Genomic DNA, 24768 nt, shown 5'->3' with positions numbered 1-24768 from the left:
CGGGTGGCGGCTTCGCCTTACCCGGCCTACTTTCTCTGGTTTTGTAGACCGGGTAAGCGTCAGCGCCACCCGGCATTTCTTCCCCAATCCCCATAAAGTGAACTCCCTCGCATCACAAGCGAAACGGCGATGCTATTCTCTTCAGGCTGTTTTTTCGCCACGCCTTTTCTGTGGCGTGGTTATTTTTATTCAGTCAAAGAGGAAATTATATGAAACGTTTGCCCTTGCTGGCAGCATTACCCTTGCTTTGCGCGTCACTGGCTTCCGCCGCGCCCCTGATGTCCGTGGGTTACTTCAATGGCGGTGGCGATGTTACCGCCGGACCGGGTGGCGATATTAATAAACTCGACGTCCGCCAGATCACCCACCTCAACTACTCGTTTGGTCTGGTTTATAACAACGAGAAAAACGAAACCAACGCCGCGCTGAAAGATCCGGCAAAACTGCATCAAATCTGGTTATCATCTAAGGTGGCATCCGATCTGGCGTTGCTTCCTCAGCTTCGTAAACAAAACCCGAACCTGAAAGTCCTGCTTTCCGTTGGCGGCTGGGGGGCGCGTGGTTTTTCTGGCGCAGCGGCAACCAAAGAGAGTCGCGCGGTATTTATTCGCTCCGCACAGGAGATCGTCAGTAAATACGGCCTGGACGGGATCGACCTGGACTGGGAATATCCGGTCAACGGCGCGTGGGGACTGGTCGAGAGCACCCCTGCCGACCGGGATAATTTCACCGCGCTGTTAAAAGAGATGCGTGACGCGTTTGGTAAGAAAAAGCTGGTCACGATTGCGGTGGGCGCGAATGCGGAAAGTCCGAAAAGCTGGGTGGATGTGAAAGCCATTGCCCCCCTGCTCGATTACATCAACCTGATGACCTACGACATGGCGTACGGTACTCAGTATTTTAACGCGAATCTGTATGACTCCAGCGCCTGGCCAACGGTGGCTGCCGCAGACAAGTACAGCGTCGATTTTGTGGTGAATAACTATCTGGCCGCCGGGCTGAAGCCGCAGCAGATGAACCTCGGAATTGGTTTCTATGGGCGCGTGCCGAAGCGCGCCGTTGAACCGGGTATCGACTGGAGCAAATCGGACGCGCAGAACAATCCGGTGACGCAGCCCTACTTCGGGCCGCAGGAACTGGGCCTGTTCAAATCGCTTGGCTATGATCTGACCAAAGATACCTATGTGAAATACAACGATATCGTCCGCAAGCTGCTGAACGATCCGCAGAAACGCTTTACCGAGCACTGGGACGAACAGGCGAAGGTGCCGTGGCTGTCGGTGAAATCCGCCGACGGGAAGGCGCTGTTTGCGATTTCCTATGAGAACCCGCGCTCCGTGGCGATCAAAGCGGATTACATTAAGGAGAAAGGTCTGGCTGGCGCCATGTTCTGGGAGTACGGTGCTGACGACGAAAACCAGCTCGCGAAACAGCTGGCGGAGTCGCTTGGGATCCCGCACTAAGATGTAGTGTGCCGGGTGGCGCTAGCGCTTACCCGGCCTACATGGGAGCTTTATTTGAAGGTCGCAATCGGCTTCGGCGCGATGCCGAACTCTTCTTTCAGCTCGCGCTTGCTTTTCATCACCATCTGACCGTTAGTGTCGATGGTCATGTGCTGGGCGTCGGTATTGTGACGCGCCTGCCACAGCATCACCAGCTGCAAACTGTTCTCTTTTTGCTCAGGTGTGAGCGCCACACCGTCCGGCCATTTTCCCAGCTCAACGGCCGTTACCAGACGCTGATAAACCTCCGGGGTCATACCTGCAATCATGTCATCAATATTCATGATCTCTCCCTTTCAAAGGAATAATTTGCTGAATCGTTTTTTCAACCCTTGGTATGGTCGCCGTTTTCATCATCGGTAAAGCTCATGGAAGCCGAATTTACACAGAAACGCTCCCCCGTCGGCTGCGGGCCATCCGGGAAGACATGCCCGAGATGGGCGTCACAGTTCCCGCAGCGAATTTCGGTGCGCACCATGCCGTGCGAGGTGTCCGTCAGGTAGCGGATCGCATCATCGCTGACAGGCTCGTAAAAGCTCGGCCAGCCGCAGCCAGAATCGTACTTCGTCTGGGAGTTAAACAGCGGTGCATCACACACCAGGCAGTGGTAGACGCCTTCCCGTTTATTGTGCAGCAAACGCCCGGAAAACGGCGGTTCTGTGCCGTGATTTTGCGTCACGTAAAACTGCATCTCTGTAAGGTTTTTTTTCAAATCGTCGGGGTTACGTTGGTTCGACATATGCTTACATCTCGCTGTTGAAACAGACATCTTTTAACCCAGATTCTAACAAAACATTAACACCCGCGCGTGCACTTTTGTTCTAAACTTATGTGTCGCGAAAAGGCGGTCAGGCAATTGTGATCAATTTCACATTTTAATCCTGCGAGGCCTTTAAAATTCCGGGCGCAGCCCCCATGTGGTTGCTAGCTCAAAGGGAAAGTGAGGCGAGTCAGTCGCACAAACGTTAGTCACAGGATTGATTTGTCGCAATGATTGACACGATTCCGCTTGACGCTGCGTAAGGTTTTTGTAATTTTACAGGCAACCTTTTATTCACTAACAAATAGCTGGTGGAATATATGACTATCAAAGTAGGTATCAACGGTTTTGGCCGTATCGGCCGTATTGTTTTCCGTGCTGCTCAGAAACGTTCTGACATCGAAATCGTTGGTATCAACGATCTCCTGGACGCTGAATACATGGCGTACATGCTGAAGTACGACTCAACTCACGGTCGTTTCGACGGCACCGTTGAAGTGAAAGACGGCCACCTGGTTGTTAATGGCAAAACCATCCGCGTTACTGCTGAGAAAGACCCAGCTAACCTGAAATGGAACGAAATCGGTGTTGACGTTGTAGCTGAAGCTACCGGTATCTTCCTGACCGACGAAACTGCACGTAAACACATCACTGCGGGTGCGAAGAAAGTTGTTCTGACTGGTCCTTCCAAAGACAACACCCCAATGTTCGTTCGCGGTGCAAACTTCGAAACTTACGCTGGCCAGGACATCGTTTCCAACGCATCCTGCACCACCAACTGCCTGGCACCGCTAGCTAAAGTTATCAACGACAACTTCGGCATCATCGAAGGTCTGATGACTACCGTTCACGCAACCACCGCTACTCAGAAAACCGTTGATGGCCCGTCTCACAAAGACTGGCGCGGCGGCCGTGGCGCGGCTCAGAACATCATCCCATCTTCTACCGGTGCTGCTAAAGCAGTAGGTAAAGTACTGCCAGAACTGAATGGCAAACTGACTGGTATGGCGTTCCGCGTTCCAACTCCTAACGTATCCGTTGTTGACCTGACCGTTCGTCTGGAAAAAGCTGCTTCTTATGAAGAAATTAAGAAAGCAATCAAAGCTGCTTCCGAAGGCCCAATGAAAGGCGTTCTGGGTTACACCGAAGACGACGTTGTATCTACCGATTTCAACGGCGAAGTGTGCACTTCCGTGTTCGATGCTAAAGCAGGTATCGCACTGAACGACAACTTCGTGAAACTGGTTTCCTGGTACGACAACGAAACTGGCTACTCTAACAAAGTACTGGACCTGATCGCTCACATCTCCAAATAAGTTGAGATGAGTGCTTGATCCTAAAAGGCGACTTCGGTCGCCTTTTTTATTGTTTTTAGACAGAGGATTGCTTAATGATTAATAAAATTTTTGCACTTCCGGTAGTCGAACAACTTACCCCTGTGCTCTCCCGCCGTCAGATCGACGGTGCCGATATCATCGTCGTTGATCATCCGCGCGTTAAAGCCTCCGTAGCGCTCAATGGTGCCCACCTGCTCTCCTGGAAACCAGAAGGTGAAGAAGAAGGCCTGTGGCTGAGCGAGGCCACCTCGTTCAAAAAAGGGGCGGCGATCCGCGGCGGCGTACCGATCTGCTGGCCATGGTTTGGCCCGTCAGCGCAGCAGGGTTTACCCTCACACGGTTTCGCCCGTAACCAGCAGTGGACGCTGAAAGCCCACAATGAAGATGAAAACGGTGCGGTGTTGACCTTTGAACTCCAGGCGAATGATGAAACGCGTGCCCTGTGGCCACACGAGTTCACCCTGTATGCCCGCTTCAAGTTGGGTAAAACCTGCGAGATTGAACTGGAAGCGCACGGCGAATTTGAAACAACGTCCGCCCTGCACACCTATTTCAACGTAGGCGACATTCAGGCCGTTAAGGTGAGCGGACTTGGCGATACCTTTATCGACAAAGTGGATAACGCGAAAGAAGGCAAGCTGGACGACGGCGTGCAGACTTTCCCGGATCGTACCGACCGCGTGTATCTGCACCCGGAAGCCTGTAGCGTCATCCACGACAGCGCGCTGAACCGCGGTATTGATGTGGTTCATCACCACCACAGCAACGTGGTGGGCTGGAACCCGGGCCCTGCCCTTTCCGTCAGCATGGCGGATATCCCGGATGACGGTTACAAGACCTTCGTGTGCGTGGAAACCGCGTGCGTGACCGCGCCGCAGAAAACCAGCGAAGAAAAACCGTCCCGCTTAGGCCAGACGATCAAGATTGTGAAGCGCTAATATTGTTCAGGCATCATAAAAAACAAACGGGGCGCTAGCGCCCCGTTTTAATGCATCACGTTCTGGTCAGAACTTGTAGGTCACACCCACGGAGAAGATGCCAGACCAGGACTTGTCGACCATCGGGCTGTCTTTCACTTCATCGCTCAGACGAATGTAACGGCCAGTGCCGTACACATTCCAGTCACCGAGGAAGTTATACGAGGCGGTGAGTTCCAGGTACGGGTCCCAGCCATCATCCGCGCTGTAGCTCTTCAGACCGCTGCGGCGAGACTCCGCTTTAGACACGCCATAGTAGTAGTCGTTGTAATTCTCGCTGCTGTACTGCACACCAATACCCGGCGTCAGCGTCACTGCGCCGTTGGTATAGCGATAAAGCCACGCCAGATCCCAGATGAAGCCGTTGCTGTTGTCCAGGGTATCGCCCGCCAGCGCAGTGCGCAGGAAGCCATACTCGGTATTATGGACGTAAGAAAGCCCCGCCATCAGTGAGGTTCTGCGTTTGTCCAGCTGACGAAGCGCATTGCTGTCGCTGTCGCCTGGTTTAAAGTGCGTTGGATCGTAATAGGCCATGATGGAGAGCTTATCGGCCGTATCGTTCCACAGATAGTAGCCACCGCCCAACCCACGGAACCAGAAGTTATCGCCTTCATAGGTGACAACGGGGACAGGATAAACGTCGCGGTCATACTGCTTGTACGGGCTGTTAATCACGCCAGCACCCGCGCCAACAGTCCACTGGCTCTCAGCCTGTACGGTGCTCGCTGCGGTAGCGGCAAGGATGCCCAATGCCAGAAGTTTGAGTTTGGTCACAATCCATTCTTTCCTGTAGTCAAATAATCAGCGGGTGAAGTGTAACCGCCATTCCCGTACATCCCAAAATTTTTTGCGCGCTAATCCGTTTGATTAACCCGTTATTTTTCATTTTTCAGATGACATCCCGCTTTCATTTATGTGACCGATAAATGAAAAACCCACTTTTCGCTTATAACCGCAGTGGAAATTTTTGGATGAGTTATTGATATGTCATTGAAAGTAGATTTTATCCGTATGCAAGTTTTGCAATTGCCATCTACGCTTTAATTTAAGAAGAGGTTTTGCTGAACACCCTGCGGTTCATAGCCTTCGACCTGGCACACAGGTTGCTGCTCTGGCAGTGAGGTGCGAAAAATTCTCTTCCGGGAGCCTCCACTACTCATACGAACGGCTCTTATCCTGTGCTAAAAAACGAAAGGACGGCATGCCATGAATATATTCGATCACTATCGCCAGCGCTACGAAGCTGCCAAGGACGAAGAGTTCACACTGCAGGAGTTTCTTACCATTTGTCGGCAAGATCGCAGTGCCTATGCCAATGCGGCAGAACGGCTATTGATGGCTATTGGTGAGCCAAACATGGTTGATACTGCCCTGGAGCCACGGCTTTCCCGTCTATTTTCGAATCGGGTGGTCGCCCGATACCCGGCGTTTGAAGAGTTCTATGGCATGGAAGACGCCATTGAGCAGATCGTCTCCTACCTGAAGCATGCCGCTCAGGGGCTGGAAGAGAAGAAACAGATCCTTTATCTGCTGGGTCCGGTCGGTGGGGGTAAATCCTCTCTGGCTGAACGGCTGAAAGCGCTGATGCAGCGCGTGCCGATCTATGTGCTGAGCGCCAACGGCGAGCGCAGCCCGGTCAATGACCATCCGCTGTGCCTGTTTAATCCGCAAGAGGATGCGCAGATTCTGGAAAAAGAGTTTGGCATTCCGCATCGCTATCTCGGTACGATCATGTCGCCGTGGGCGGCAAAACGTCTGCACGAGTTTGGCGGGGACATCACCAAATTCCGCGTCGTGAAAGTGTGGCCGTCTATCCTCGAGCAGATCGCCATTGCCAAAACTGAACCCGGTGACGAGAACAACCAGGATATCTCGGCGCTGGTGGGTAAAGTCGATATCCGTAAGCTGGAGCATCACGCGCAAAACGACCCGGATGCCTACGGCTATTCCGGTGCGCTGTGCCGCGCCAACCAGGGGATTATGGAATTTGTCGAGATGTTTAAAGCACCGATCAAAGTGCTGCATCCGCTGCTGACCGCCACCCAGGAGGGGAACTACAACGGGACGGAAGGTATTTCCGCCCTGCCGTTTAACGGGATTATCCTCGCCCACTCTAACGAATCTGAATGGGTGACCTTCCGTAACAACAAAAACAATGAGGCGTTCCTTGACCGTGTGTACATCGTCAAAGTGCCTTATTGCCTGCGGATCTCCGAGGAGATCAAGATTTACGAAAAACTGCTCAACCACAGTGAGCTGGTTCATGCCCCTTGCGCACCGGGAACACTGGAAACGCTGTCGCGCTTCTCGATCCTGTCGCGCCTGAAAGAGCCGGAAAACTCCAGCATCTACTCAAAAATGCGCGTGTATGACGGCGAAAGCCTGAAGGATACCGACCCGAAAGCGAAATCGTACCAGGAATACCGCGATTACGCCGGGGTCGACGAAGGGATGAACGGTCTGTCGACGCGTTTCGCGTTTAAGATCCTCTCCCGCGTCTTTAACTTCGACCACGCGGAAGTGGCCGCTAACCCGGTTCATCTGTTCTACGTGCTGGAACAGCAAATTGAACGTGAACAATTCCCACAGGAGCAGGCTGAACGCTACCTGGAGTTCCTGAAAGGCTACCTGATCCCAAAATACGCCGAGTTTATCGGCAAAGAGATCCAGACCGCCTACCTGGAATCCTATTCTGAATACGGCCAGAACATCTTCGACCGGTACGTCACCTACGCTGACTTCTGGATCCAGGATCAGGAGTACCGCGACCCGGATACCGGCCAGTTGTTTGACCGTGAATCCCTGAACGCAGAGCTGGAAAAAATTGAGAAGCCAGCCGGGATCAGCAACCCGAAAGACTTCCGAAACGAGATTGTGAACTTCGTGCTGCGCGCCAGAGCACATAACAATGGCCGCAATCCGAACTGGACCAGCTACGAAAAACTGCGCACGGTTATAGAGAAGAAAATGTTCTCTAACACGGAAGAGCTGTTGCCGGTCATCTCGTTCAACGCCAAAACCTCAACCGACGAGCAGAAAAAGCACGACGATTTTGTCGACCGTATGATGGAGAAAGGCTATACCCGCAAACAGGTCCGCCTGCTCTGTGAATGGTATCTGCGCGTGCGTAAATCGTCTTAAAACAAGTGCCCGGTAACGCGCTTACCGGGCCAACAAAATGTCCGGCACTTACGGACGCTGCAAGTTGGCAAATGCAGTACGGGGGATATATGACCTGGTTTATTGACCGGCGTCTTAACGGCAAAAACAAGAGCACGGTGAATCGCCAGCGCTTCTTGCGCCGTTATAAAGCGCAAATTAAACAGTCGATCTCCGAGGCCATCAACAAACGCTCGGTGACCGACGTCGACAGCGGCGAATCCGTCTCCATCCCTAACGATGACATCAGCGAACCGATGTTTCATCAGGGGCGTGGCGGCCTTCGCCATCGCGTGCACCCAGGTAATGACCACTTCGTCCAGAATGACAGAATCGAGCGGCCACAAGGCGGAGGCGGCGGTTCTGGCAGCGGTCAGGGACAGGCCAGCCAGGACGGTGAAGGCCAGGACGAGTTCGTCTTTCAGATTTCAAAAGACGAATATCTCGACCTGCTGTTTGAGGATCTGGCCCTGCCGAATCTGAGAAAGAATCAGCACCGTCAGCTCAACGAATACAAAACCCATCGCGCGGGTTATACCGCAAACGGGGTGCCCGCCAACATCAGCGTGGTGCGTTCACTGCAAAACTCGCTGGCGCGACGCACGGCGATGACGGCAGGCAAACGGCGCGAACTGCGCGAGCTGGAAACCAGCCTGAAAGTGGTGGAAAACACCGAACCGGCGCAACTGCTGGAAGAGGAGCGCCTGCGAAAAGAGATCGCCGAACTGCGGGCGAAGATCGACCGGGTGCCGTTTATCGACACGTTCGACCTGCGCTACAAGAACTACGAAAAACGGCCGGAGCCTTCCAGCCAGGCGGTGATGTTCTGCCTGATGGACGTGTCAGGTTCAATGGATCAGGCCACCAAGGATATGGCTAAGCGTTTTTATATTCTGCTCTATCTGTTCCTGAGCAGAACGTATAAGAACGTGGAGGTGGTCTACATCCGCCATCACACTCAGGCGAAAGAGGTGGATGAACATGAGTTCTTTTACTCGCAGGAGACCGGCGGCACCATCGTGTCGAGCGCCCTGAAGCTGATGGACGAGGTGGTGAAGGAGCGCTACGATCCGGCGCAGTGGAATATCTACGCCGCGCAGGCATCGGATGGCGATAACTGGGCGGATGACTCGCCGCTGTGTCATGAAATTCTGGCGAAGAAGATCCTGCCGGTGGTGCGTTACTACAGCTACATTGAAATTACCCGTCGCGCCCACCAGACGCTGTGGCGTGAGTATGAGCATCTGCAAGCGATGTTCGATAACTTTGCGATGCAGCACATTCGTGACCAGGATGACATCTACCCGGTCTTCCGGGAACTGTTCCAGAAACAGTCGTCCACCAGCAACGCATGACCCAACAGCCAGCGCACCCGCTGGCTGTTTTCTTTCAGCCCTCTCCGTCCCGTGCTAATGTAGCAAGCTACGTATTGGCAAATCACAGGTGAAATCGTTATGTCTGATGACGTGACCGGGACGACGACCCATCAGCAGCTAATCAGCTTATTAACCGAGCAGGAGGCGCGCTTTCGCGTGGTGGCGCATGAGGCCGTTGGGAAATGCGAAGCGGTCAGTGAAATTCGCGGGACCGATCTCCGACAGGGTGCAAAAGCACTGGTCTGCAAGGTAAAAGGCAACGGCGTTAAGAAACATATTCTGGCAATCCTCGCCGCCGATCGGCAGGCCGATCTGAGCCTGCTGGCCAGTCATTTCGGTGGGCTAAAGGCCTCGCTCGCCAGTCCGGCTGAAGTGGATGCGCTTACCGGCTGCGTTTTCGGCGCCATTCCCCCCTTCAGCTTTCACCCGGATCTGACGCTGGTCGCCGATCCGCTGCTGTTTGAGCGCTTCGACGAGATCGCGTTTAACGCCGGCCTGCTGGAAAAATCGGTGATTATGGATACCCAGGACTATCTGCGTATCGCTCGTCCTGAACTGGTGACGTTCCGTAAACAGTAAATACAGCGGCTGGCTAACGGTCAGCCGTTTTCCAGCAGCAGCACGGAAGCAATCAAAATAATCGCGATGATAAAAAACGATGAGGAGATAATCAGCGTTTCGACAAACATAGGATCGTTCATGATGCCCTCTGCTTTGCCCATTTGCCTCTTTTTTACCCCCGCACAATGACAGTTAAATGACAATGACGCGTCCGCGAAATAACTATTTTTCCGCTGAAACGATTCGCTGTTAACTATCCTTCCCCCGTATAAAGTCACTGTTTAAATACTTTATTTGTTACCGGTATCACGAAAAGAAATTTACGTAACCCCAATGCCAGATCTCGCAATTGTTAACCTTTTCATCCTGGTTAAACCTGTTTACGGAGCACCTCATAAATAAACCTTACAATGGCAAGGTGAATACAATGACCGAAATAATTACCCGTAAAGAAAAAATCAGTTATGGGTTAGGCGATATGGCGAGCCATATTGGGCTGGATAACGTCATTATTTTTCTGACGTTTTACTATACGGACGTGGTGGGGCTACCTGCCGCATTCGTGGGCACCATGTTTCTTCTGGCGAGAACCGCCGATGCCATAATAGACCCGGCGATGGGCTATATCGCAGACAGGACGCGCACGCGCTGGGGCAAATTCCGCCCCTGGATGCTGTGGCTGGCGCTGCCCTTTGGCGCAAGTTGTCTGCTGACCTACGCTGTGCCGGCATCGCTCGATCTGCACGGTAAAATGATTTTCGCCACCGTCAGCTATACCCTGATGATGCTGATGTATACCGCAATCAATATTCCCTATTGCTCCATGGGCGCGGTGATTACGCCCGACAACGATGCGCGAATTTCCCTCCAGTCTTATCGCTTTTTCCTGGCCACGCTAGGCGGCGCGCTGTCGACATTCTTTATGATGCCGCTGGCAGAGTTTTTAGGCGGCGATGATAAATTACTGGGCTACCGCTGGGCGATGGCCATTATGGCGACCGTCGCGGTCATCATGTTCTGGATCTGCTTCGCCAATACGCGTGAACGTATTAAGGCTCCCGCTACCCACAATAATTATCTTGCGGAACTGCGGGATTTATTACGAAACGACCAATGGCGGGTTGTCGCCGTCCTGGTATTAACCAACATTGGTTTTGGCGTTATTCGCCTTGGCGCAATGATGTATTTCGTGACTTATTATCTCGGTAGCGCGAGCTATTTTATGTGGATGCTCGGGGCGCATATTCTCGGGAAAGCCGCAGGCAGCGCGCTGGCCAAACGTCTGACGCAGAACGTCAGCAAAGTGCAGATGTTTGGATACTGTTCCGTACTGGCGGGGGTACTCAGCATCGCCCTGTTCTTTGCGCCGAAGTCAGTGCTTATTCTGGTGCCCATGACGTTTATCGTCTCCACCCTTTACCAGGCCACCACCACGCTGATGTGGGTAATGATGGCGGACGTCGCCGATTACGGCGAATGGAAACAGGGCAAACGCATGGACGGCGTGATCTTCTCCACCTTCCTCGCCGTACTCAAGCTGGGGATGGCGATCAGCGGCGCGATTGTTGGCTGGACGCTGGGCTTAAGCGGCTATGTCGCCAATGCCCCGGAACAGACCACCACGGCCATGTACTGCATCATCGCCCTCTTCACCGTCGTGCCTGGCGTCTTGTCACTCTGCGCGTTTGCCACGCTGCGCTGGTACAAGCTCGACGACAGCACAATGCAATCCATCCATCTTGCCAAACACCCTGTTTAGAAGGACGCGTTATCCATGAGTGAGCTGATCCAACATTCCAACAGCATCGAATGGCGTTTTGAACGCCAGATCCTGCGTATTGAACCGTGGGGGGAAAACAGCCTGCGCGTCAGGGCCACCTGCTCTCCGGCTTTTGATGACGCTTTACAGGCACTGTTGCCCGCCGCCCCTTGCCAGGCTGAGATTGTCGCCGAAGCGGAAAGCCTGACGCTGCGCAACGGCAATATTACCGCGACGCTGAACCTTAAAGGTCAGCTGGCCTTCTACAATCAGCGCGGCGAACTGCTGCTGGAGGAGATGTGGCGCCAGCGCTCAACGGTGGGTATCGGTGCCAGCGAGAAAAGTCAGGATAAATATGTCAGCGCCCTGAAGCTGGATGGCCGCGAATTTAAGCCGCTAATGGGGGGGAAATATCAGCTCACCGTCCGGTTTGAATCGCGTCCGGATGAACGCATCTATGGCATGGGTCAGTATCAACAGCCGTGGCTGGATCTGAAAGGCTGTACGCTGGAACTGGCGCAGCGCAACTCCCAGGCCAGCGTGCCCTTTATGCAGTCCAGCCTTGGCTATGGCCTGCTTTGGAACAATCCGGCGATTGGTGAAGCAAGCTTTGCAAAAAATCAGACGGAATGGCGCGCCCGCGTCACAGGAGAAATGGACTACTGGATCACCGCCGCTGATACGGTGGCGGATATCACCCGCCAGTATGTGAAAGCCACCGGTACTCCGCCCTCCGCCCCGGCGTTTATCAGCGGGCTGTGGCAGTGCAAATTACGCTACCGCACCCAGCAGGAGGTGCTGGAGGTTGCGCGGGAGTATCGCCGCCGTAATCTGCCGCTGTCGGTGATGGTCATCGACTTTTTCCACTGGCCGAATCAGGGCACCTGGTGCTTCGACCCCGTAGACTGGCCCGATCCTGAAGGGATGGTCGACGAGCTGCGCGAAATGGGTATTGCGCTGATGGTGTCGGTGTGGCCAACGGTAGAGGCGCGCAGCCCTCTCTACCCGCTGATGAAAGCCAAAGGCTGGCTGGTCAGCAGTGAACGTGGCGTGCAGGTCAACCTCGATTTTATGGGCAATACCACCTTCTTTGATGCGACCCATCCTGAGGCGCGGAAATTCGTCTGGGATACGGTGAAGAAAAATTACTACGACATGGGCATTAAGCTGTTCTGGCTGGACGAAGCCGAACCGGAATACCGCGCCTATGATTTTGACAACTATCGCTACCACGCCGGTCCGGTGCTGGAAGTGGGTAATCGCTACCCGCGTGACTTTGCGCAGGGCTTTTACGATGGGCTCCAGGCAAATGGTGAAACCGACATTGTTAACCTGGTACGCTGCGCCTGGGCAGGCAGCCAGCGCTTCGGCGTGCTGGCGTGGTCGGGTGATGTCCACTCCTCGTTCCATGCTTTTCGCAATCAACTCGCCGCGGGACTGAATATGGGGCTGGCGGGGATCCCATGGTGGACAACCGATATCGGTGGCTTCCAGGGAGGGAACGTTAACGACCCGGCGTTCCACGAATTGCTGATCCGTTGGTTCCAGTGGGCGGTGTTTACACCGGTTCTGCGCATGCACGGCTATCGCGAACCGCAGATCCAGCCCCCGGAGCGCTACCGTGACGGCATTCCTCAGTGTAACAGCGGTTCGCCTAATGAGCTGTGGAGTTACGGAGAAGAGAATTACGCCATCATGCAGCACTGGCTTACCGTGCGCGAAACCCTGCGCCCCTATATTGACGCGTTGTACCAGCAGGCTCATCTGCACGGAGACCCTCTCATGCGTCCGCTGTTCTGGCACTATCCGCAGGATAAGCAGAGCTGGACGTGTGAAGATCAGTATCTGTTTGGCGAAGATCTTCTGGTGGCGCCGGTTATGCAGGCCGGTCAGCGTGAGCGCGATGTCTGGCTGCCGACGGGCAATAGCTGGATCGCTCTCAACGGTGAGCGCTACGCCGGTGGGGAGCATATCCGGGTGCCTGCGGCGCTGGAAACCATCCCGGTGTTTATCCGCGAAGGAAGTCCACTTATCCAGCAGCTGGTGGACTGACGTCAGGCAAGTGCCCAAAAATAGACAATTTTTTCAGTAAAGCCTGCCTGCCGTCGCGTTTGCGCGTAAAGTAAGCAGGCTTACTATTTTTGGCAAGGATCCCGTCATGTTCGACCCTACTCTGCTCATACTTCTGGCCCTGGCTGCTCTGGGTTTTGTCAGCCACAACACCACCGTCGCGATTTCCATTCTGGTCCTGATCATCGTTCGCGTCACACCGTTGAATACCTTCTTCCCGTGGATAGAAAAACAGGGGCTTACCATCGGGATCATTATTTTGACCATCGGCGTGATGGCCCCGATTGCCAGCGGAACGCTACCGGCCTCAACGCTGCTGCACTCCTTTGTAAACTGGAAATCGCTGGTGGCGATTGCGGTGGGCGTTTTTGTCTCATGGCTTGGCGGGCGCGGCGTGACGCTGATGAGCAGCCAGCCTTCACTGGTGGCCGGGCTGCTGGTGGGCACAGTGTTAGGCGTGGCGCTGTTTCGTGGCGTGCCGGTTGGCCCGCTGATTGCTGCCGGACTGGTTTCGCTGTTTATCGGGAAGTCGTAGTCAGGCTGGCGATATAGCGGGCGGGCGTCTGTCCCAGTCCTTTCTTAAACATGGTGATGAAGGCGGTGGTGGAGTCATACCCCAGCGCCTGCGCCGCCTGCTGAACCGACTTTCCGCCGATCAAAAACTGCAATGCGACAATCAGCTGGAGCTGGTGCCGCCAGCGGCGAAAGCTTAAGCCGGTCTCTTTCACCACCAGCCGCGCCAGATTGCGTTCGCTCATGGCAAAGTGGCTGGCCCACTGCGCCAGCGTCTGCCAGGCGGCAGGTTCGTTTGCCATGGTCTCGCTCATCAGGCGAATTTTTGGATGCGGAGATACCGGCAGCTGTAGATGCTCCTGCGGTTGCAGGGGCAGTTCATCAAACAGGACGTCAACCAGCCTTCCGGTAGCGGGAAGAGGCAGTTCCTCCCGTGACCTGTCCGCAAGCGCCAGCACCAGCTCCCGCACCAGGGGCGATATTTTCAGCGTACAGGTACGCGTCGGCAATTCGAGCGCACCGGGTTCAATAAACAGCAGACAGAGCTGCGCGCCGGGCGTCGCCTTGTTGCTGTGCGGCGTTTGTCCCGGGATCCACACCGCATACTGGGGCGGCACCATCAGCATCGCGTTCTCCACTTCACAGGTGATCGCTCCCCCCAGCGCCATAATCAGCTGCCCTTTGCGGTGCTGATGCAGCGGAATATATTGTTCCTGTGCCACCACGCGGATGCGAAAGGCCACCGCCGCGTCGTGCTGGCTATCGGGATCGTAGCCATCGAGCCCCAGTCCGTACATAAAGTTGTCCGATATTAGCGATAAACTGTCATTTTAGCCTGATTTCAACCACGACTTAAATCGGTATGGTATGCGCTCGCCTGAACGTAAGAGACAATAATGACTACTGCTATTCAACCTTCCGGGAAACAGGGTGCGCTGCTGATTGCAGGCATCCTGATGATTGCCACGACGCTGCGCGTCACCTTTACCGGTGTCGCCCCCCTGCTCGATACCATCCGACAGGACTATGGCTTAAGCACGGCGCAAACCGGCCTGCTCACGACGCTGCCTCTGCTGGCCTTCGCCTTTATCTCTCCCCTTGCCGCAGGCGTCGCCCGGCGCCTGGGCATGGAGCGCAGCCTTTTTATCGCTCTGCTGCTGATTTGCATCGGGATTGGCGTACGTTCGCTGCCGTCGGCCTCGCTGCTGTTTATCGGTACGGCGATCGTGGGCTGTGGGATTGCGCTGGGCAATGTCCTGCTACCTGGCTTAATCAAACGTGATTTTCCGGGCCAGGTCGCAAAACTGACGGGGGCTTATTCGCTGACGATGGGAGCCGCTGCTGCCGCAGGGTCGGCGCTGATCGTCCCGCTGTCGCTGGGGAGTGGTGGCTGGCACGGGGCGCTGTTGATGCTGATGTTCTTCCCGCTGGTGGCGCTGCTGCTGTGGTTACCGCAATGGCGCCAGAAGCCGGCCGCCACCCTGACCGGAGCGGGCGCGCTGCACAATCGGGCTATCTGGCGCTCGGCGCTCGCCTGGCAGGTGACGCTTTTTCTGGGCATTAACTCGCTGATTTACTACGTCATTATCGGCTGGTTACCCGCGATTTTGCTTAGCCATGGCTACAGCGAAACGCAGGCTGGCTCCATGCACGGGCTTCTCCAGCTGGCAACCGCGGTTCCCGGTCTCGCCATTCCGCTGATCCTGCACCGACTTAACGATCAGCGTGGCATTGCCGGGCTAGTCGCCCTGATGTGCGCCGTCAGCGCGGCCGGGTTCTGGTTCGCGCCGGGGCTGGCCGTCGTCTGGACGCTGGTGTTTGGCTTTGGATCCGGCGCCACCATGATCCTCGGCCTGACGTTTATCGGGCTGCGCGCCAGCTCGGCCCATCAGGCCGCGGCGCTCTCCGGCATGGCACAGTCGATTGGCTATCTTCTGGCGGCCTGTGGCCCACCGCTGATGGGGAAAATTCACGATACCGCCGGAGACTGGCGCATTCCGCTGCTCGCCTGCGCGCTGGCCGCGGTGGTGATGGCATTATGCGGTATGCTTGCCGGGCGTGACCGGGAGATCACACCCCGCTGACATTCAAGGCAGACCCGGAGGTCTGCTTTTTTTATCCCTGCGCCGCCCGCAGCATGGCCTGTACCAGCACGACCGGGCGCCCTTGCAGCGCGGCCCGCTCATGCTGGAACAGCGTGAGGACAAAGAAAGGATGGGTTACCAGCTCTGCCGCGCGGATCTCGCCCTGCTCGTCCCAGCCCGTTACGCGCATGTCGCCCCGCTCAAGCTGGTCGGCAAACTCAGGTGAGACGCCGTAATTGCAGTGATACCCCTCCTGAATTTCCGGCTTGCCATACGCTTTAGCAATCAACGTGTTATTCCGCAGCTCGATCGCGTCGGTTTTTTCCACCAGCGAGCAGGTCAGCGGCGCAATTACCATCCTTCCCTCGGTGTCGGTTTCGGCATGGCCTGCATCGTGCCAGCCCAGTACATTACGCGCATACTCAATCAGCGCATGCTGGAACCCGCCGCAGGTGCCGAGAAAGGGGATGCTGTTCTCACGCGCGTAACGGGCCGCAATAAACGCCGCCTCGGTGTTTTTATACGGGCTTGCCGGTACCAGCCAGATGGCATCGTACCCGACCAGGTCTTCGGCGCTGGTCAGCTCAGGCGTGGCGAGCCAGTCATAATCAGCGGTGAGATCCAGAACCGCAGCGGCGTCGTCAATCGCCAGCGGGATCGCCTGGTGCGCAATAACATCGGGATTGTAATCACCAACCAGCGCAATGCGCAGCGTCGTTTTAACCGGGGAGAGTTCCATCAGAGATTCCTTATGCCGGAGGCTTTTCAGATAACATAAGGAACCTCAGACTACCGATCTTTTGCAATTATCACAATATTTTAAATTGGGTGGATAAAAGCCGGGTGCTATAGTGTTCTTGCAGAACGTCGTAAGGAAATGAGGAGGACCCATGATTCAATGTAAACGCGTTTATGAGCAGGCGACCTCAAAAGACGGTTACCGGATCCTGGTCGACAGACTCTGGCCGCGAGGGATAAAAAAGACCGACCTCGTCTGTGATGAGTGGTGTAAAGCGCTAACGCCGTCCAGCGAACTGCGAAAAGCTTTTCACAGTGAAACGATAGATTTCACCGCGTTCAGTGAAGCCTATCGTAAAGAGCTGGCGCAGCATCCGGATGAAGGCAAACGCCTGGCGGCTCTCGCCAAACAGCAGACCGTGACGCTACTCTATGGGGCGAAAAATACGGAGCAGAATCACGCGCAGGTACTGGCGGACTGGCTGCGTAAACTGTGATTAACCGATCGCCAGCTCATCCACGTTGTGTGGCATCTCGTCGGGAGTAAGCGGCATCAGATGTTCCGGGCGAACAAACGCAAAGCCGTGCTGATTATCAAAGGCGTAAACATCACCGGTGACCAGCCACAGCGCACGCGCTGACGTGGCGGGTAATTGCGTCATGACGCCGTTAACCGGGTTCACAAAACGCTGGCCCGGCTGACAAAGTCCAAACAGCTCGACGGATTTACCGATATTTCGACGGCCTGCCGCCGTACGCGCACCCACGATCATCGCCATGCTGCCCGGTTTTAACTGAAACATACTTCTTCTCGCAAACGTACTGCCAGAAACTGGCTAAGAATAATCCTAAAGAGAAGTGTATCGCAGTTTTATTGCCGTTGTCATCTGGTCGGTTGCGGGTGATCGCGGCGGTAGAGATCCCATTCATCGATCACTTCCCCGCCTGGCAATTTGCACTCGGTACGTACGCCCTGCGGGCTTTGAACAGGGATTTGCTCTCCCCCTTTCTCCAGACAGTACACTGACGCCGGGTTTGCCATACCAATAGCGTGCGGCGGTTGAGGCGCATCAGGAGGGGTTGTCTTTGTTGAGCAGGCGGCCAGCGGTAAAACCAGCGCCAGGAGAAGATATTTCATTATCATGATCCTTCAGGGTGTAAAAACGTCAGAGTAACGGGTCATCGCCGTTTTCTCCATGATTTCTCCATTAAACCTGCACGATTCCCCCTTATAGTGATGCCTGTTCTCACACTGACCAGAGAACATCATTCCGTAATCAAGATGTTTTGCCCCGATCTCAACCTCGGGGCTTTTTTTTAGCCTCTCCCTCATCCGCTTCCAGAAGAATCTATAAAATTAATCCTGTTCATGTTTTACTATGACCGGAGTCTATATTTTCAGCATAACATGCAGATACAGAGGTCTTCTGCATGGGAGTCATCCTGCCTCATGTCAGATATCATTCTTGCCCGTGTTTCAGAAACCCTCTCCACTGAGCAATCTCTCGACAGTCTGGTGCGTCAGCTACTGGAAATGCTGGAAATTGTGACGGATATGGAATCAACCTACCTGACGAAAGTCGATATCAATGCGCGTTTGCAGCACATTTTATATGCCCGTAACAGCAAGCAAATGCAGATCCCGGAAGGGTTCAGCGTGCCCTGGGACGAAACACTGTGTAAGCGCGCCATCGACAGCGACACGTTGTTCAGTAACGAGGTGCCCGACCGCTGGCCGGAGTGTGAAGCGGCCAAAGCACTGGGCATTACAACCTATATGAGCGTGCCGGTTCACCTGGCTGACGGTTCTCTGTATGGCACGCTTTGCGCTGCCAGCACCGCACAGAAACAGTTCAGCGAGCGTGGCGAGCAGGTGATCAGACTCTTTGCCGGGTTAATTGGTCAGTACATTCAGAAAGAGTCGCTTGTGCTTCAGCTTCGCGAAGCAAATGCGGCGCTCATTGCTCACTCTTACACCGACGCCCTCACCGGCCTGCCGAATCGTCGCGCCATTTTTGAAAACCTTACCACCCTGTTCTCACTGGCGCGCCATCTTAACCGCAACGTCATGATGGCTTTTATTGACCTCGATGATTTCAAGCGAATCAATGACCAGTACGGGCATGAGGCGGGCGATCGCTTCCTCGTACAGGTTGGCAAGCGGCTGACTCACGAGCAAACGCAGGATGAGATTATTGGCCGGCTCGGCGGCGATGAATTTCTGGTTGCCAGCCTGAGTCACAGCGATGATGGCGACGCCAGTACAGAGGTCAACGCAATCAAAACCCGCCTCAATGGTCTTATTGCGGGCGAATACGGGTTAGGCAATGCCACTATTCTTTATCCCGGCGCAAGCCTTGGCGTCGTTATTGTTGATCCTCACAGCACGGATGAAGATAGCGCCCTGCGCACCGCAGACCTCGTGATGTATCAGGATAAAAAAGGAAAAAGCAAAACAGGCTTTGTCGCGTTAGATTAAAACCGTACACTCTACGGCCTTATACAAACTCAAACAGGTGATGGCATGAGAATAGGGATCCTCTTTCCGGTGGTTATTTTTATCACAGCGGTGGTGTTTTTAGGCTGGTTTTTCCTTGGCGGTTACGCCGCGCCGGGGGCTTAAATGAGAAAAACGACCATCATCATGTTGATTGTCGCCATCGTGGCCGTCGCCGGTACGCAGTTGGGCTGGTGGTAACGCCCAAAGTAAAAAGGCCGCCGTCAGGCAGCCTTTTTTAACACAGGTCAGATTTAGCTTTTGATTTTTCTGTAGATAAACAGAACAACCAGCGCGCCAATCACCGCGACGACAAAGCTGCCGAAGTTGAAGCCATCAACTCTGCCAAAGCCGAACAGGGTACTGATCCAGCCACCGACGACTGCACCCACAATCCCCAGAATGATCGTGACGATGAAACCGCCGCCATCTTTGCCCGGCATAATCCACTTCGCCAGGATCCCCGCAATCAGCCCAAAGATAATCCAGGATAAAATTCCCATAGCTTTCCTCTCTGTATGGTTTTTGTCATTAAATCAACGACACAGAAAAGGATAGCACAGGATCTGAGAAAGGAAATTTGTGATAAGAATCACACGGTTCGTTTGATTAAAATATGAGCAGTAAAAAAATGCCGTTCCACACTCATCGTGGGGTTGCATCTTTTACTGAGAAAGATTATCTTTCTCATTACTGAATAGTTGAGCAAATCACTCAGGTATTCAGTACGACATTGCTCACATTGCTTCCAGTATTTCTTGCCCACTCTTGAGTGGGCTTTTTTTTGCCCGAACCCACCAAAATCTGGCGTTTCTTCAGTGGAGGTGAAACGCTATTCTCTGTGGCTACTGAACAACAAAAACGTTGATAACATGAACGTATCAAGCAAGTTTGTCATCTGCCTTAATCTTGTTTCTGCCAGTACGTTACTGCTACTGCTCTCAACACGGTTTGAGTGGTTCTGAGATGAAAGGAGCCTGGCATGGTGGCTTTCCTTTCGATTCCGTGCAGCCTCAACTCTCGTACTTGTAGCTTTTATGACCTGTGTTAAGATCCCTGCACCTCAGGACGTGGTGGGACAACAGGAAAATGAAGAAGGCCATTGCCGTTGCTATCATCTCAACCTTTATGGTCGTCCTGTCGCTGTATGCGGTTAACGCCATTATCGCTGAGCAGCAAAAGAACCGGCAGAGGGAGATCTCCCACACGCTCTTAAGCTATTCTGAAGAGTTAACGCAAAATATCGCCAGTACGCTTAAAAATACCTCCGCGCAGGGATGCGATAGCGCCAGTCTGAACGTCTACCGAAAATTAAAGATGCGAAGTCTCTATTTCGCCGATGTGGGGTTTATTGAAAAGGGGAAAATCACCTGCACCGCGTTTTGGGGCAAGCTGGCAAATCCCATCGCCCTTCCCTCTGAGCTGCATAATACCCAGAACGGATTCAGCCTGGCGCAGTTTTCGCAGAAAGATTTCTTTGTCGGCAATGCGACAATCTATAACCACCTTATTATCTTCACCTCCCGTTCAGCCTACGATAAATTTGCCCCCGTTACCGCCAACTATTCGCTTCGTTCTTCCACTAAAGATTTCGGCCGCACCTTTTTCACCGTTACGCCGCCATCAGAAAACTTCAGCCGCTTACAGTCTCTGTTATTTACGCTGGCTGTGACAGAGTGCAGTACACGCTGGGATTTGTGCGTTACCGTCACACACCATGATGCCGGACTGGCTTCGCTCTCCCACGTAGTGATGGTGCTTCTGTGCTTGTTTTTATACTTTATCTGGGTATCCCTGACGCTGTTTTCTCTTCGACTTTATGAAGACCGACGTTCTCTGGAACGAACGCTGGTCAAAGCGGTAAAAGCGAATACCATCAGCGTTCATTTTCAGCCTGTTATTCGGGTTGCTGATAAGAAAATCGTCGGGGTTGAAGTGTTATCAAGATGGCAGGATAACAATCACAAAGAGGTTTCTCCTGAGCTGTTTATCCCGTTAATTAAAAAAATTGGCCTGTATAACGTTTATTATCAGAACATGATAAAGAAATCCCTGGCGGAAATTGCCGCGCTGGCCGCTGAACATCAGTTAATGATTTCACTGAACGTTGGCCGGACGGAAATTGAAGACGGCAAATTCCTGGCGGTATTACGTCATGAATGCTCAGAGAACGCGATTCCCTTATCGTTAATCAAAGTTGAGTTATCCGAAAATGGCGTTTCCACCGCGGCCATCCTTGAAGAGTTTTGTGAGGAGCTTAAATCGGCAGGCGTCAAAATTTCAATAGACGATTTTGGTGTGCAAAACTCTAATCTGGCCAGGCTATCAAATCTCAAATATGACGAAATCAAGGTGGATAAGTCGTTAGTGGACGGCATCAGCGAGCACTATAAACAGGATATCCTGGTGATCTTCAGCGACGCGCTCGCTAAACTGCACAAAACCCTGGTTTTTGAAGGGGTTGAAAGCGAAACGCAATATCAGTTCATCGCGCAGAGATACCCCGATGCCCTCGTACAAGGCTGGTACTTTTCAAAGTCGCTAACCCGGCACGACCTCGCCAGGCTGTTGGCAGACTCAGCGCGATGACGCGTTATTCATTGCCCCACTGATTCAGGAAGTTCGCAATATCGTCAATGCGCGCTTCGTCTATCTCCGCCTGGACAGCCATCTCCCGCTGCGCCTCTTCACTGATTTCCTCATTGTTGTATAAGCGAGTGAGCAGCAGCTGGAAATAGTGTGCCAGCGGCGTACGTTCTGCCTCTTGTACCGGTTTCGCCGTTTCAGTCGCATACTCGTCGACGATGTCATAATACTTGAGCGGGATATCATGGTTCATAGCGTTGTTTCCGTCTTGTGTGCATAAAAAACGGGAACCCTCAGGCTCCCGTTGTCATTTAACCCAGCGAGTGGATTACATGTTCGCGATAATCGCGTCGCCAAACTCTGAGCATTTCAGCAGTTTAGCGCCTTCCATCAGACGTTCAAAGTCATAGGTGACGGTTTTCGCGTTAATCGCGCCTTCCATACCCTTAACGATCAGGTCTGCGGCTTCGAACCATTCCATATGACGCAGCATCATCTCTGCGGACAGAATGATAGAGCCCGGGTTGACTTTGTCCTGGCCTGCGTATTTAGGTGCAGTACCGTGAGTTGCTTCGAACAGGGCGCACTCGTCACCGATGTTCGCGCCCGGGGCGATACCGATACCACCCACCTGTGCTGCCAGCGCATCGGAGATGTAGTCACCATTCAGGTTCATACAGGCGATCACGTCATACTCAGCAGGTCGCAGCAGGATCTGTTGCAGGAACGCATCGGCAATCACATCTTTAATGATGATCTCTTTACCGGTGTTCGGGTTCTTAATTTTCTGCCATGGGCCGCCGTCGATCAGTTCACCGCCGAACTCTTCGGTCGCCAGCTGGTAGCCCCAGTCTTTGAACGCGCCTTCGGTGAACTTCATGATGTTGCCTTTGTGAACCAGGGTCACAGAGTCACGATCGTTGGTGATAGCGTATTCGATGGCGGCACGCACCAGACGCTTGGTCCCTTCTTCGGAGCATGGCTTGATGCCGATGCCGCAATGCTCAGGGAAGCGAATTTTCTTCACGCCCATCTCTTCGCGCAGGAATTTAATCACTTTTTCTGCATCAGCAGAGTCCGCTTTCCATTCGATACCGGCGTAGATGTCTTCTGAGTTTTCACGGAAGATAACCATGTCGGTCAGTTCCGGGTGCTTAACCGGGCTTGGGGTGCCCTGGTAGTAACGCACCGGACGCAGACACACATATAGATCCAGTTCCTGACGCAGCGCCACGTTCAGGGAGCGAATGCCGCCGCCAACTGGCGTGGTCAGAGGGCCTTTGATAGCAACGCGATAGTCGCGGATCAGGTCCAGCGTTTCGGCTGGCAGCCAGACGTCCTGGCCATAAACTTGAGTCGATTTTTCACCGGTGTAAATTTCCATCCAGGAAATTTTACGCTCGCCTTTGTAGGCTTTCTCAACAGCGGCATCAACCACTTTCAGCATTGCCGGGGTAACGTCTACGCCGATACCGTCGCCTTCAATGAACGGGATAATCGGGTTGTGAGGAACGTTAATCTTGCCGTTTTGCAGGGTGATCTTTTTACCTTCCGCCGGAACAACTACTTTGCTTTCCATTAACCTCTCCTTCGAGCGCTTCTGGTTGTTACTGATCTTATGTTAATAAATTGTAATGAGCCTTCCGATAGTACCTGATTGTCCGACGCCATGAAAGGTCTTCGTTATTAGGCTATAATGCGGCAATTGATAACGCCTGAAAATACCATGACGAAAACTTCTTTTAGAAAACACCGGGTTGAGCGATTCAGCTCACGACAAGCCACCAGAAGAACGCCAGAACCCCAGCCAACGCGGGTCATACTGTTCAATAAACCCTACGATGTATTGCCACAGTTTACCGACGAGGCCGGGCGCAGCACGCTGAAGGACTTTATTCCCGTTCAGGGAGTGTACGCGGCGGGACGTCTGGATCGTGACAGCGAAGGGTTGCTGGTGCTCACCAATGACGGCGTGCTCCAGGCCAGGCTCACTCAGCCGGGCAAGCGTACCGGGAAAATTTACTTTGTGCAGGTTGAAGGCGAGCCGGACGACGCGTCGCTGGCAAAACTGCGTAACGGCGTAACGCTGAACGACGGTCCCACCCTGCCGGCTGGTATTGAGCGCGTGAATGAACCCGAGTGGCTATGGCCGCGCAACCCGCCGATTCGTGAGCGGAAATCCATTCCCACCAGCTGGCTTAAAATCACCCTTTATGAAGGCCGCAACCGACAGGTCAGGCGCATGACTGCGCATGTGGGCTTCCCTACCCTGCGACTCATTCGCTATGCCATGGGCAGCTACACGCTGGACTCGCTGGCAAACGGGGAATGGCGGGATGTTACCCCTAAGGAGAACTGATGTTTAAACCTCATGTTACGGTCGCCTGCGTGGTCCATGCGCAGGGGAAATTCCTGGTGGTGGAAGAGACCATCAACGGCAAAGCGCTGTGGAACCAGCCTGCCGGGCATCTTGAAGCCAATGAAACCTTACGCCAGGCGGCAGCCCGTGAGCTGTGGGAGGAGACGGGTATCCGCGCCGAACCGCAGCATTTTATCCGTATGCATCAGTGGATAGCGCCTGACCAGACGCCTTTCCTGCGCTTCTTATTCGCCGTTGAACTTAACGAAACGTGCGCCACTGAACCGCACGACGACGATATCGATCGCTGCCTGTGGGTGACTGCCGAGGAGATCCTGAACGCGCCAAACCTGCGTTCGCCGCTGGTGGCGGAAAGCATCCGCTGCTGGCAGTCTGCGGCGCGCCTGCCGCTGGATATCATTGCAGAGTTTAACTGGCCGTTTACAGAGGGTGTCAATGGTGGGGGGGCGTGATAGAATACGCCGCCTTG

29 protein-coding genes are annotated in these 24768 nt (G+C 53.9%); 18 read left to right on the top strand and 11 right to left on the bottom strand.

Translation table 11 applies throughout. The features are described 5' to 3' along the window. The first annotated feature begins 209 nt into the window (after positions 1-209). Positions 210-1463, top strand: coding sequence for a chitinase ChiD (locus L379_RS13755; protein ID WP_017693611.1), 1254 nt, complete (start codon positions 210-212; stop codon positions 1461-1463). Positions 1464-1513: 50 nt separating this feature from the next. On the opposite strand, the gene L379_RS13760 is transcribed toward L379_RS13755, so the two are convergent. Both L379_RS13760 and msrB read right to left on the bottom strand, forming a co-directional pair. Beyond that, complete coding sequence (locus L379_RS13760) at positions 1514-1786, bottom strand: YeaC family protein (protein WP_017384688.1); 273 nt, start codon at positions 1784-1786, stop codon at positions 1514-1516. Positions 1787-1827: 41 nt separating this feature from the next. Further along, complete coding sequence (gene msrB, locus L379_RS13765; RefSeq protein WP_017384689.1) at positions 1828-2241, bottom strand: peptide-methionine (R)-S-oxide reductase MsrB; 414 nt, start codon at positions 2239-2241, stop codon at positions 1828-1830. Positions 2242-2582: 341 nt separating this feature from the next. Between msrB and gapA the strand changes: the two genes are divergently transcribed. Next, on the top strand, positions 2583-3578 hold the full coding sequence (gene gapA, locus L379_RS13770) for a glyceraldehyde-3-phosphate dehydrogenase (RefSeq protein ID WP_006809136.1): 996 nt from the start codon (positions 2583-2585) through the stop codon (positions 3576-3578). 74 nt (positions 3579-3652) lie between these two features. Next, a complete protein-coding gene (locus tag L379_RS13775) occupies positions 3653-4537 on the top strand; it encodes a D-hexose-6-phosphate mutarotase (protein WP_032104146.1) in 885 nt (294 codons plus the stop codon). Positions 4538-4603: 66 nt separating this feature from the next. On the opposite strand, the gene L379_RS13780 is transcribed toward L379_RS13775, so the two are convergent. After that, on the bottom strand, positions 4604-5350 hold the full coding sequence (locus tag L379_RS13780) for a MipA/OmpV family protein (protein ID WP_032653244.1): 747 nt from the start codon (positions 5348-5350) through the stop codon (positions 4604-4606). 432 nt (positions 5351-5782) lie between these two features. On the opposite strand from L379_RS13780, the gene yeaG reads away from it, so the two are divergent. From yeaG to L379_RS13795, 3 genes are all read left to right on the top strand, one after another. After that, on the top strand, positions 5783-7717 hold the full coding sequence (yeaG, locus tag L379_RS13785; RefSeq protein ID WP_006809140.1) for a protein kinase YeaG: 1935 nt from the start codon (positions 5783-5785) through the stop codon (positions 7715-7717). Positions 7718-7806: 89 nt separating this feature from the next. Continuing rightward, entirely contained in the window at positions 7807-9090 is a 1284-nt protein-coding gene (locus L379_RS13790; protein WP_017384692.1) for a YeaH/YhbH family protein, read from the top strand. Positions 9091-9189: 99 nt separating this feature from the next. After that, a complete protein-coding gene (locus L379_RS13795; protein ID WP_032653242.1) occupies positions 9190-9690 on the top strand; it encodes a YbaK/prolyl-tRNA synthetase associated domain-containing protein in 501 nt (166 codons plus the stop codon). A 20-nt stretch (positions 9691-9710) separates the two neighbouring features. Here the strand turns inward: L379_RS13795 and yoaI are convergent, their stop codons facing one another. Next, positions 9711-9812 (bottom strand): small membrane protein YoaI, encoded by a 102-nt coding sequence (gene yoaI / locus L379_RS26280; RefSeq protein WP_017384693.1) that lies wholly within the window; start codon positions 9810-9812, stop codon positions 9711-9713. A 287-nt stretch (positions 9813-10099) separates the two neighbouring features. On the opposite strand from yoaI, the gene L379_RS13800 reads away from it, so the two are divergent. The 3 genes from L379_RS13800 (at position 10100) to L379_RS13810 (ending at position 14036) form a co-directional block, all read left to right on the top strand. After that, positions 10100-11431: a glycoside-pentoside-hexuronide (GPH):cation symporter gene (locus tag L379_RS13800; protein WP_047726891.1), complete on the top strand. Its 1332-nt coding sequence runs from the start codon at positions 10100-10102 to the stop codon at positions 11429-11431. A gap of 15 nt (positions 11432-11446) precedes the next feature. Further along, the gene (locus L379_RS13805) at positions 11447-13483 is read left to right on the top strand and encodes a glycoside hydrolase family 31 protein (protein ID WP_032653241.1); all 2037 of its coding nucleotides are present in this window, start codon (positions 11447-11449) and stop codon (positions 13481-13483) included. A 106-nt stretch (positions 13484-13589) separates the two neighbouring features. Continuing rightward, complete coding sequence (locus L379_RS13810; protein WP_003857881.1) at positions 13590-14036, top strand: DUF441 domain-containing protein; 447 nt, start codon at positions 13590-13592, stop codon at positions 14034-14036. Here the strand turns inward: L379_RS13810 and L379_RS13815 are convergent. Continuing rightward, on the bottom strand, positions 14020-14811 hold the full coding sequence (locus L379_RS13815) for an AraC family transcriptional regulator (protein WP_017384695.1): 792 nt from the start codon (positions 14809-14811) through the stop codon (positions 14020-14022). The two genes, L379_RS13810 and L379_RS13815, sit on opposite strands and share 17 nt — an antisense overlap. A 99-nt stretch (positions 14812-14910) precedes the next feature. Here L379_RS13815 and L379_RS13820 point away from each other — a divergent pair, with 99 nt between their 5' ends. After that, complete coding sequence (locus tag L379_RS13820) at positions 14911-16098, top strand: CynX/NimT family MFS transporter (protein ID WP_017384696.1); 1188 nt, start codon at positions 14911-14913, stop codon at positions 16096-16098. Positions 16099-16129: 31 nt separating this feature from the next. On the opposite strand, the gene L379_RS13825 is transcribed toward L379_RS13820, so the two are convergent. Next, a complete protein-coding gene (locus L379_RS13825) occupies positions 16130-16837 on the bottom strand; it encodes a CTP synthase C-terminal region-related (seleno)protein (RefSeq protein WP_017384697.1) in 708 nt (235 codons plus the stop codon). A gap of 151 nt (positions 16838-16988) precedes the next feature. On the opposite strand from L379_RS13825, the gene L379_RS13830 reads away from it, so the two are divergent. Next, the gene (locus L379_RS13830) at positions 16989-17333 is read left to right on the top strand and encodes a DUF488 domain-containing protein (RefSeq protein ID WP_032653239.1); all 345 of its coding nucleotides are present in this window, start codon (positions 16989-16991) and stop codon (positions 17331-17333) included. Here the strand turns inward: L379_RS13830 and L379_RS13835 are convergent, their stop codons facing one another. Then, positions 17334-17639 carry a hypothetical protein gene (locus L379_RS13835; RefSeq protein ID WP_015570790.1) on the bottom strand — a complete coding sequence of 102 codons (306 nt, stop codon included), beginning with the start codon at positions 17637-17639 and terminating at the stop codon, positions 17334-17336. Between the two features lie 80 nt (positions 17640-17719). Next, positions 17720-17974: a putative hemolysin gene (locus tag L379_RS13840; RefSeq protein WP_015570791.1), complete on the bottom strand. Its 255-nt coding sequence runs from the start codon at positions 17972-17974 to the stop codon at positions 17720-17722. A 312-nt stretch (positions 17975-18286) separates the two neighbouring features. Here L379_RS13840 and L379_RS13850 point away from each other — a divergent pair, with 312 nt between their 5' ends. Genes L379_RS13850 through yoaJ form a run of 3 tightly spaced genes read left to right on the top strand, consistent with a single transcriptional unit; the run spans position 18287 to position 19534 of the window. After that, positions 18287-19315: a sensor domain-containing diguanylate cyclase gene (locus L379_RS13850; protein WP_032653235.1), complete on the top strand. Its 1029-nt coding sequence runs from the start codon at positions 18287-18289 to the stop codon at positions 19313-19315. A gap of 45 nt (positions 19316-19360) precedes the next feature. Next, the gene (locus tag L379_RS25835; RefSeq protein ID WP_015570793.1) at positions 19361-19459 is read left to right on the top strand and encodes a YoaK family small membrane protein; all 99 of its coding nucleotides are present in this window, start codon (positions 19361-19363) and stop codon (positions 19457-19459) included. Then, on the top strand, positions 19460-19534 hold the full coding sequence (gene yoaJ, locus L379_RS26425) for a protein YoaJ (RefSeq protein ID WP_015570794.1): 75 nt from the start codon (positions 19460-19462) through the stop codon (positions 19532-19534). A 53-nt stretch (positions 19535-19587) separates the two neighbouring features. On the opposite strand, the gene L379_RS13860 is transcribed toward yoaJ, so the two are convergent. Further along, the gene (locus L379_RS13860; protein ID WP_003857896.1) at positions 19588-19836 is read right to left on the bottom strand and encodes a GlsB/YeaQ/YmgE family stress response membrane protein; all 249 of its coding nucleotides are present in this window, start codon (positions 19834-19836) and stop codon (positions 19588-19590) included. A 369-nt stretch (positions 19837-20205) separates the two neighbouring features. On the opposite strand from L379_RS13860, the gene yncL reads away from it, so the two are divergent. Then, the gene (yncL, locus tag L379_RS25825; RefSeq protein WP_071524166.1) at positions 20206-20298 is read left to right on the top strand and encodes a stress response membrane protein YncL; all 93 of its coding nucleotides are present in this window, start codon (positions 20206-20208) and stop codon (positions 20296-20298) included. A 124-nt stretch (positions 20299-20422) separates the two neighbouring features. Continuing rightward, the gene (locus L379_RS13865) at positions 20423-21922 is read left to right on the top strand and encodes an EAL domain-containing protein (RefSeq protein WP_023296321.1); all 1500 of its coding nucleotides are present in this window, start codon (positions 20423-20425) and stop codon (positions 21920-21922) included. Positions 21923-21926: 4 nt separating this feature from the next. On the opposite strand, the gene L379_RS13870 is transcribed toward L379_RS13865, so the two are convergent. Beyond that, a complete protein-coding gene (locus L379_RS13870; protein WP_032653233.1) occupies positions 21927-22172 on the bottom strand; it encodes a YmjA family protein in 246 nt (81 codons plus the stop codon). A 75-nt stretch (positions 22173-22247) separates the two neighbouring features. Further along, positions 22248-23498, bottom strand: coding sequence for an NADP-dependent isocitrate dehydrogenase (gene icd, locus L379_RS13875; RefSeq protein WP_003857898.1), 1251 nt, complete (start codon positions 23496-23498; stop codon positions 22248-22250). A 117-nt stretch (positions 23499-23615) separates the two neighbouring features. On the opposite strand from icd, the gene rluE reads away from it, so the two are divergent. After that, the gene (gene rluE / locus L379_RS13880) at positions 23616-24278 is read left to right on the top strand and encodes a 23S rRNA pseudouridine(2457) synthase RluE (protein ID WP_017693618.1); all 663 of its coding nucleotides are present in this window, start codon (positions 23616-23618) and stop codon (positions 24276-24278) included. Next, positions 24278-24751 (top strand): NUDIX hydrolase, encoded by a 474-nt coding sequence (locus L379_RS13885; RefSeq protein ID WP_015570797.1) that lies wholly within the window; start codon positions 24278-24280, stop codon positions 24749-24751. The genes rluE and L379_RS13885 overlap by 1 nt, the downstream gene beginning before the upstream one ends. Positions 24752-24768 lie beyond the last annotated feature (17 nt).

It is taken from the genome of Enterobacter sp. MGH 33 (assembly GCF_000534535.1).
Classification (GTDB): domain Bacteria; phylum Pseudomonadota; class Gammaproteobacteria; order Enterobacterales; family Enterobacteriaceae; genus Enterobacter; species Enterobacter hormaechei_C.
Note: the sequence above shows the minus strand (reverse complement) of the source record. Positions and strands in the feature narration are given on the sequence as shown.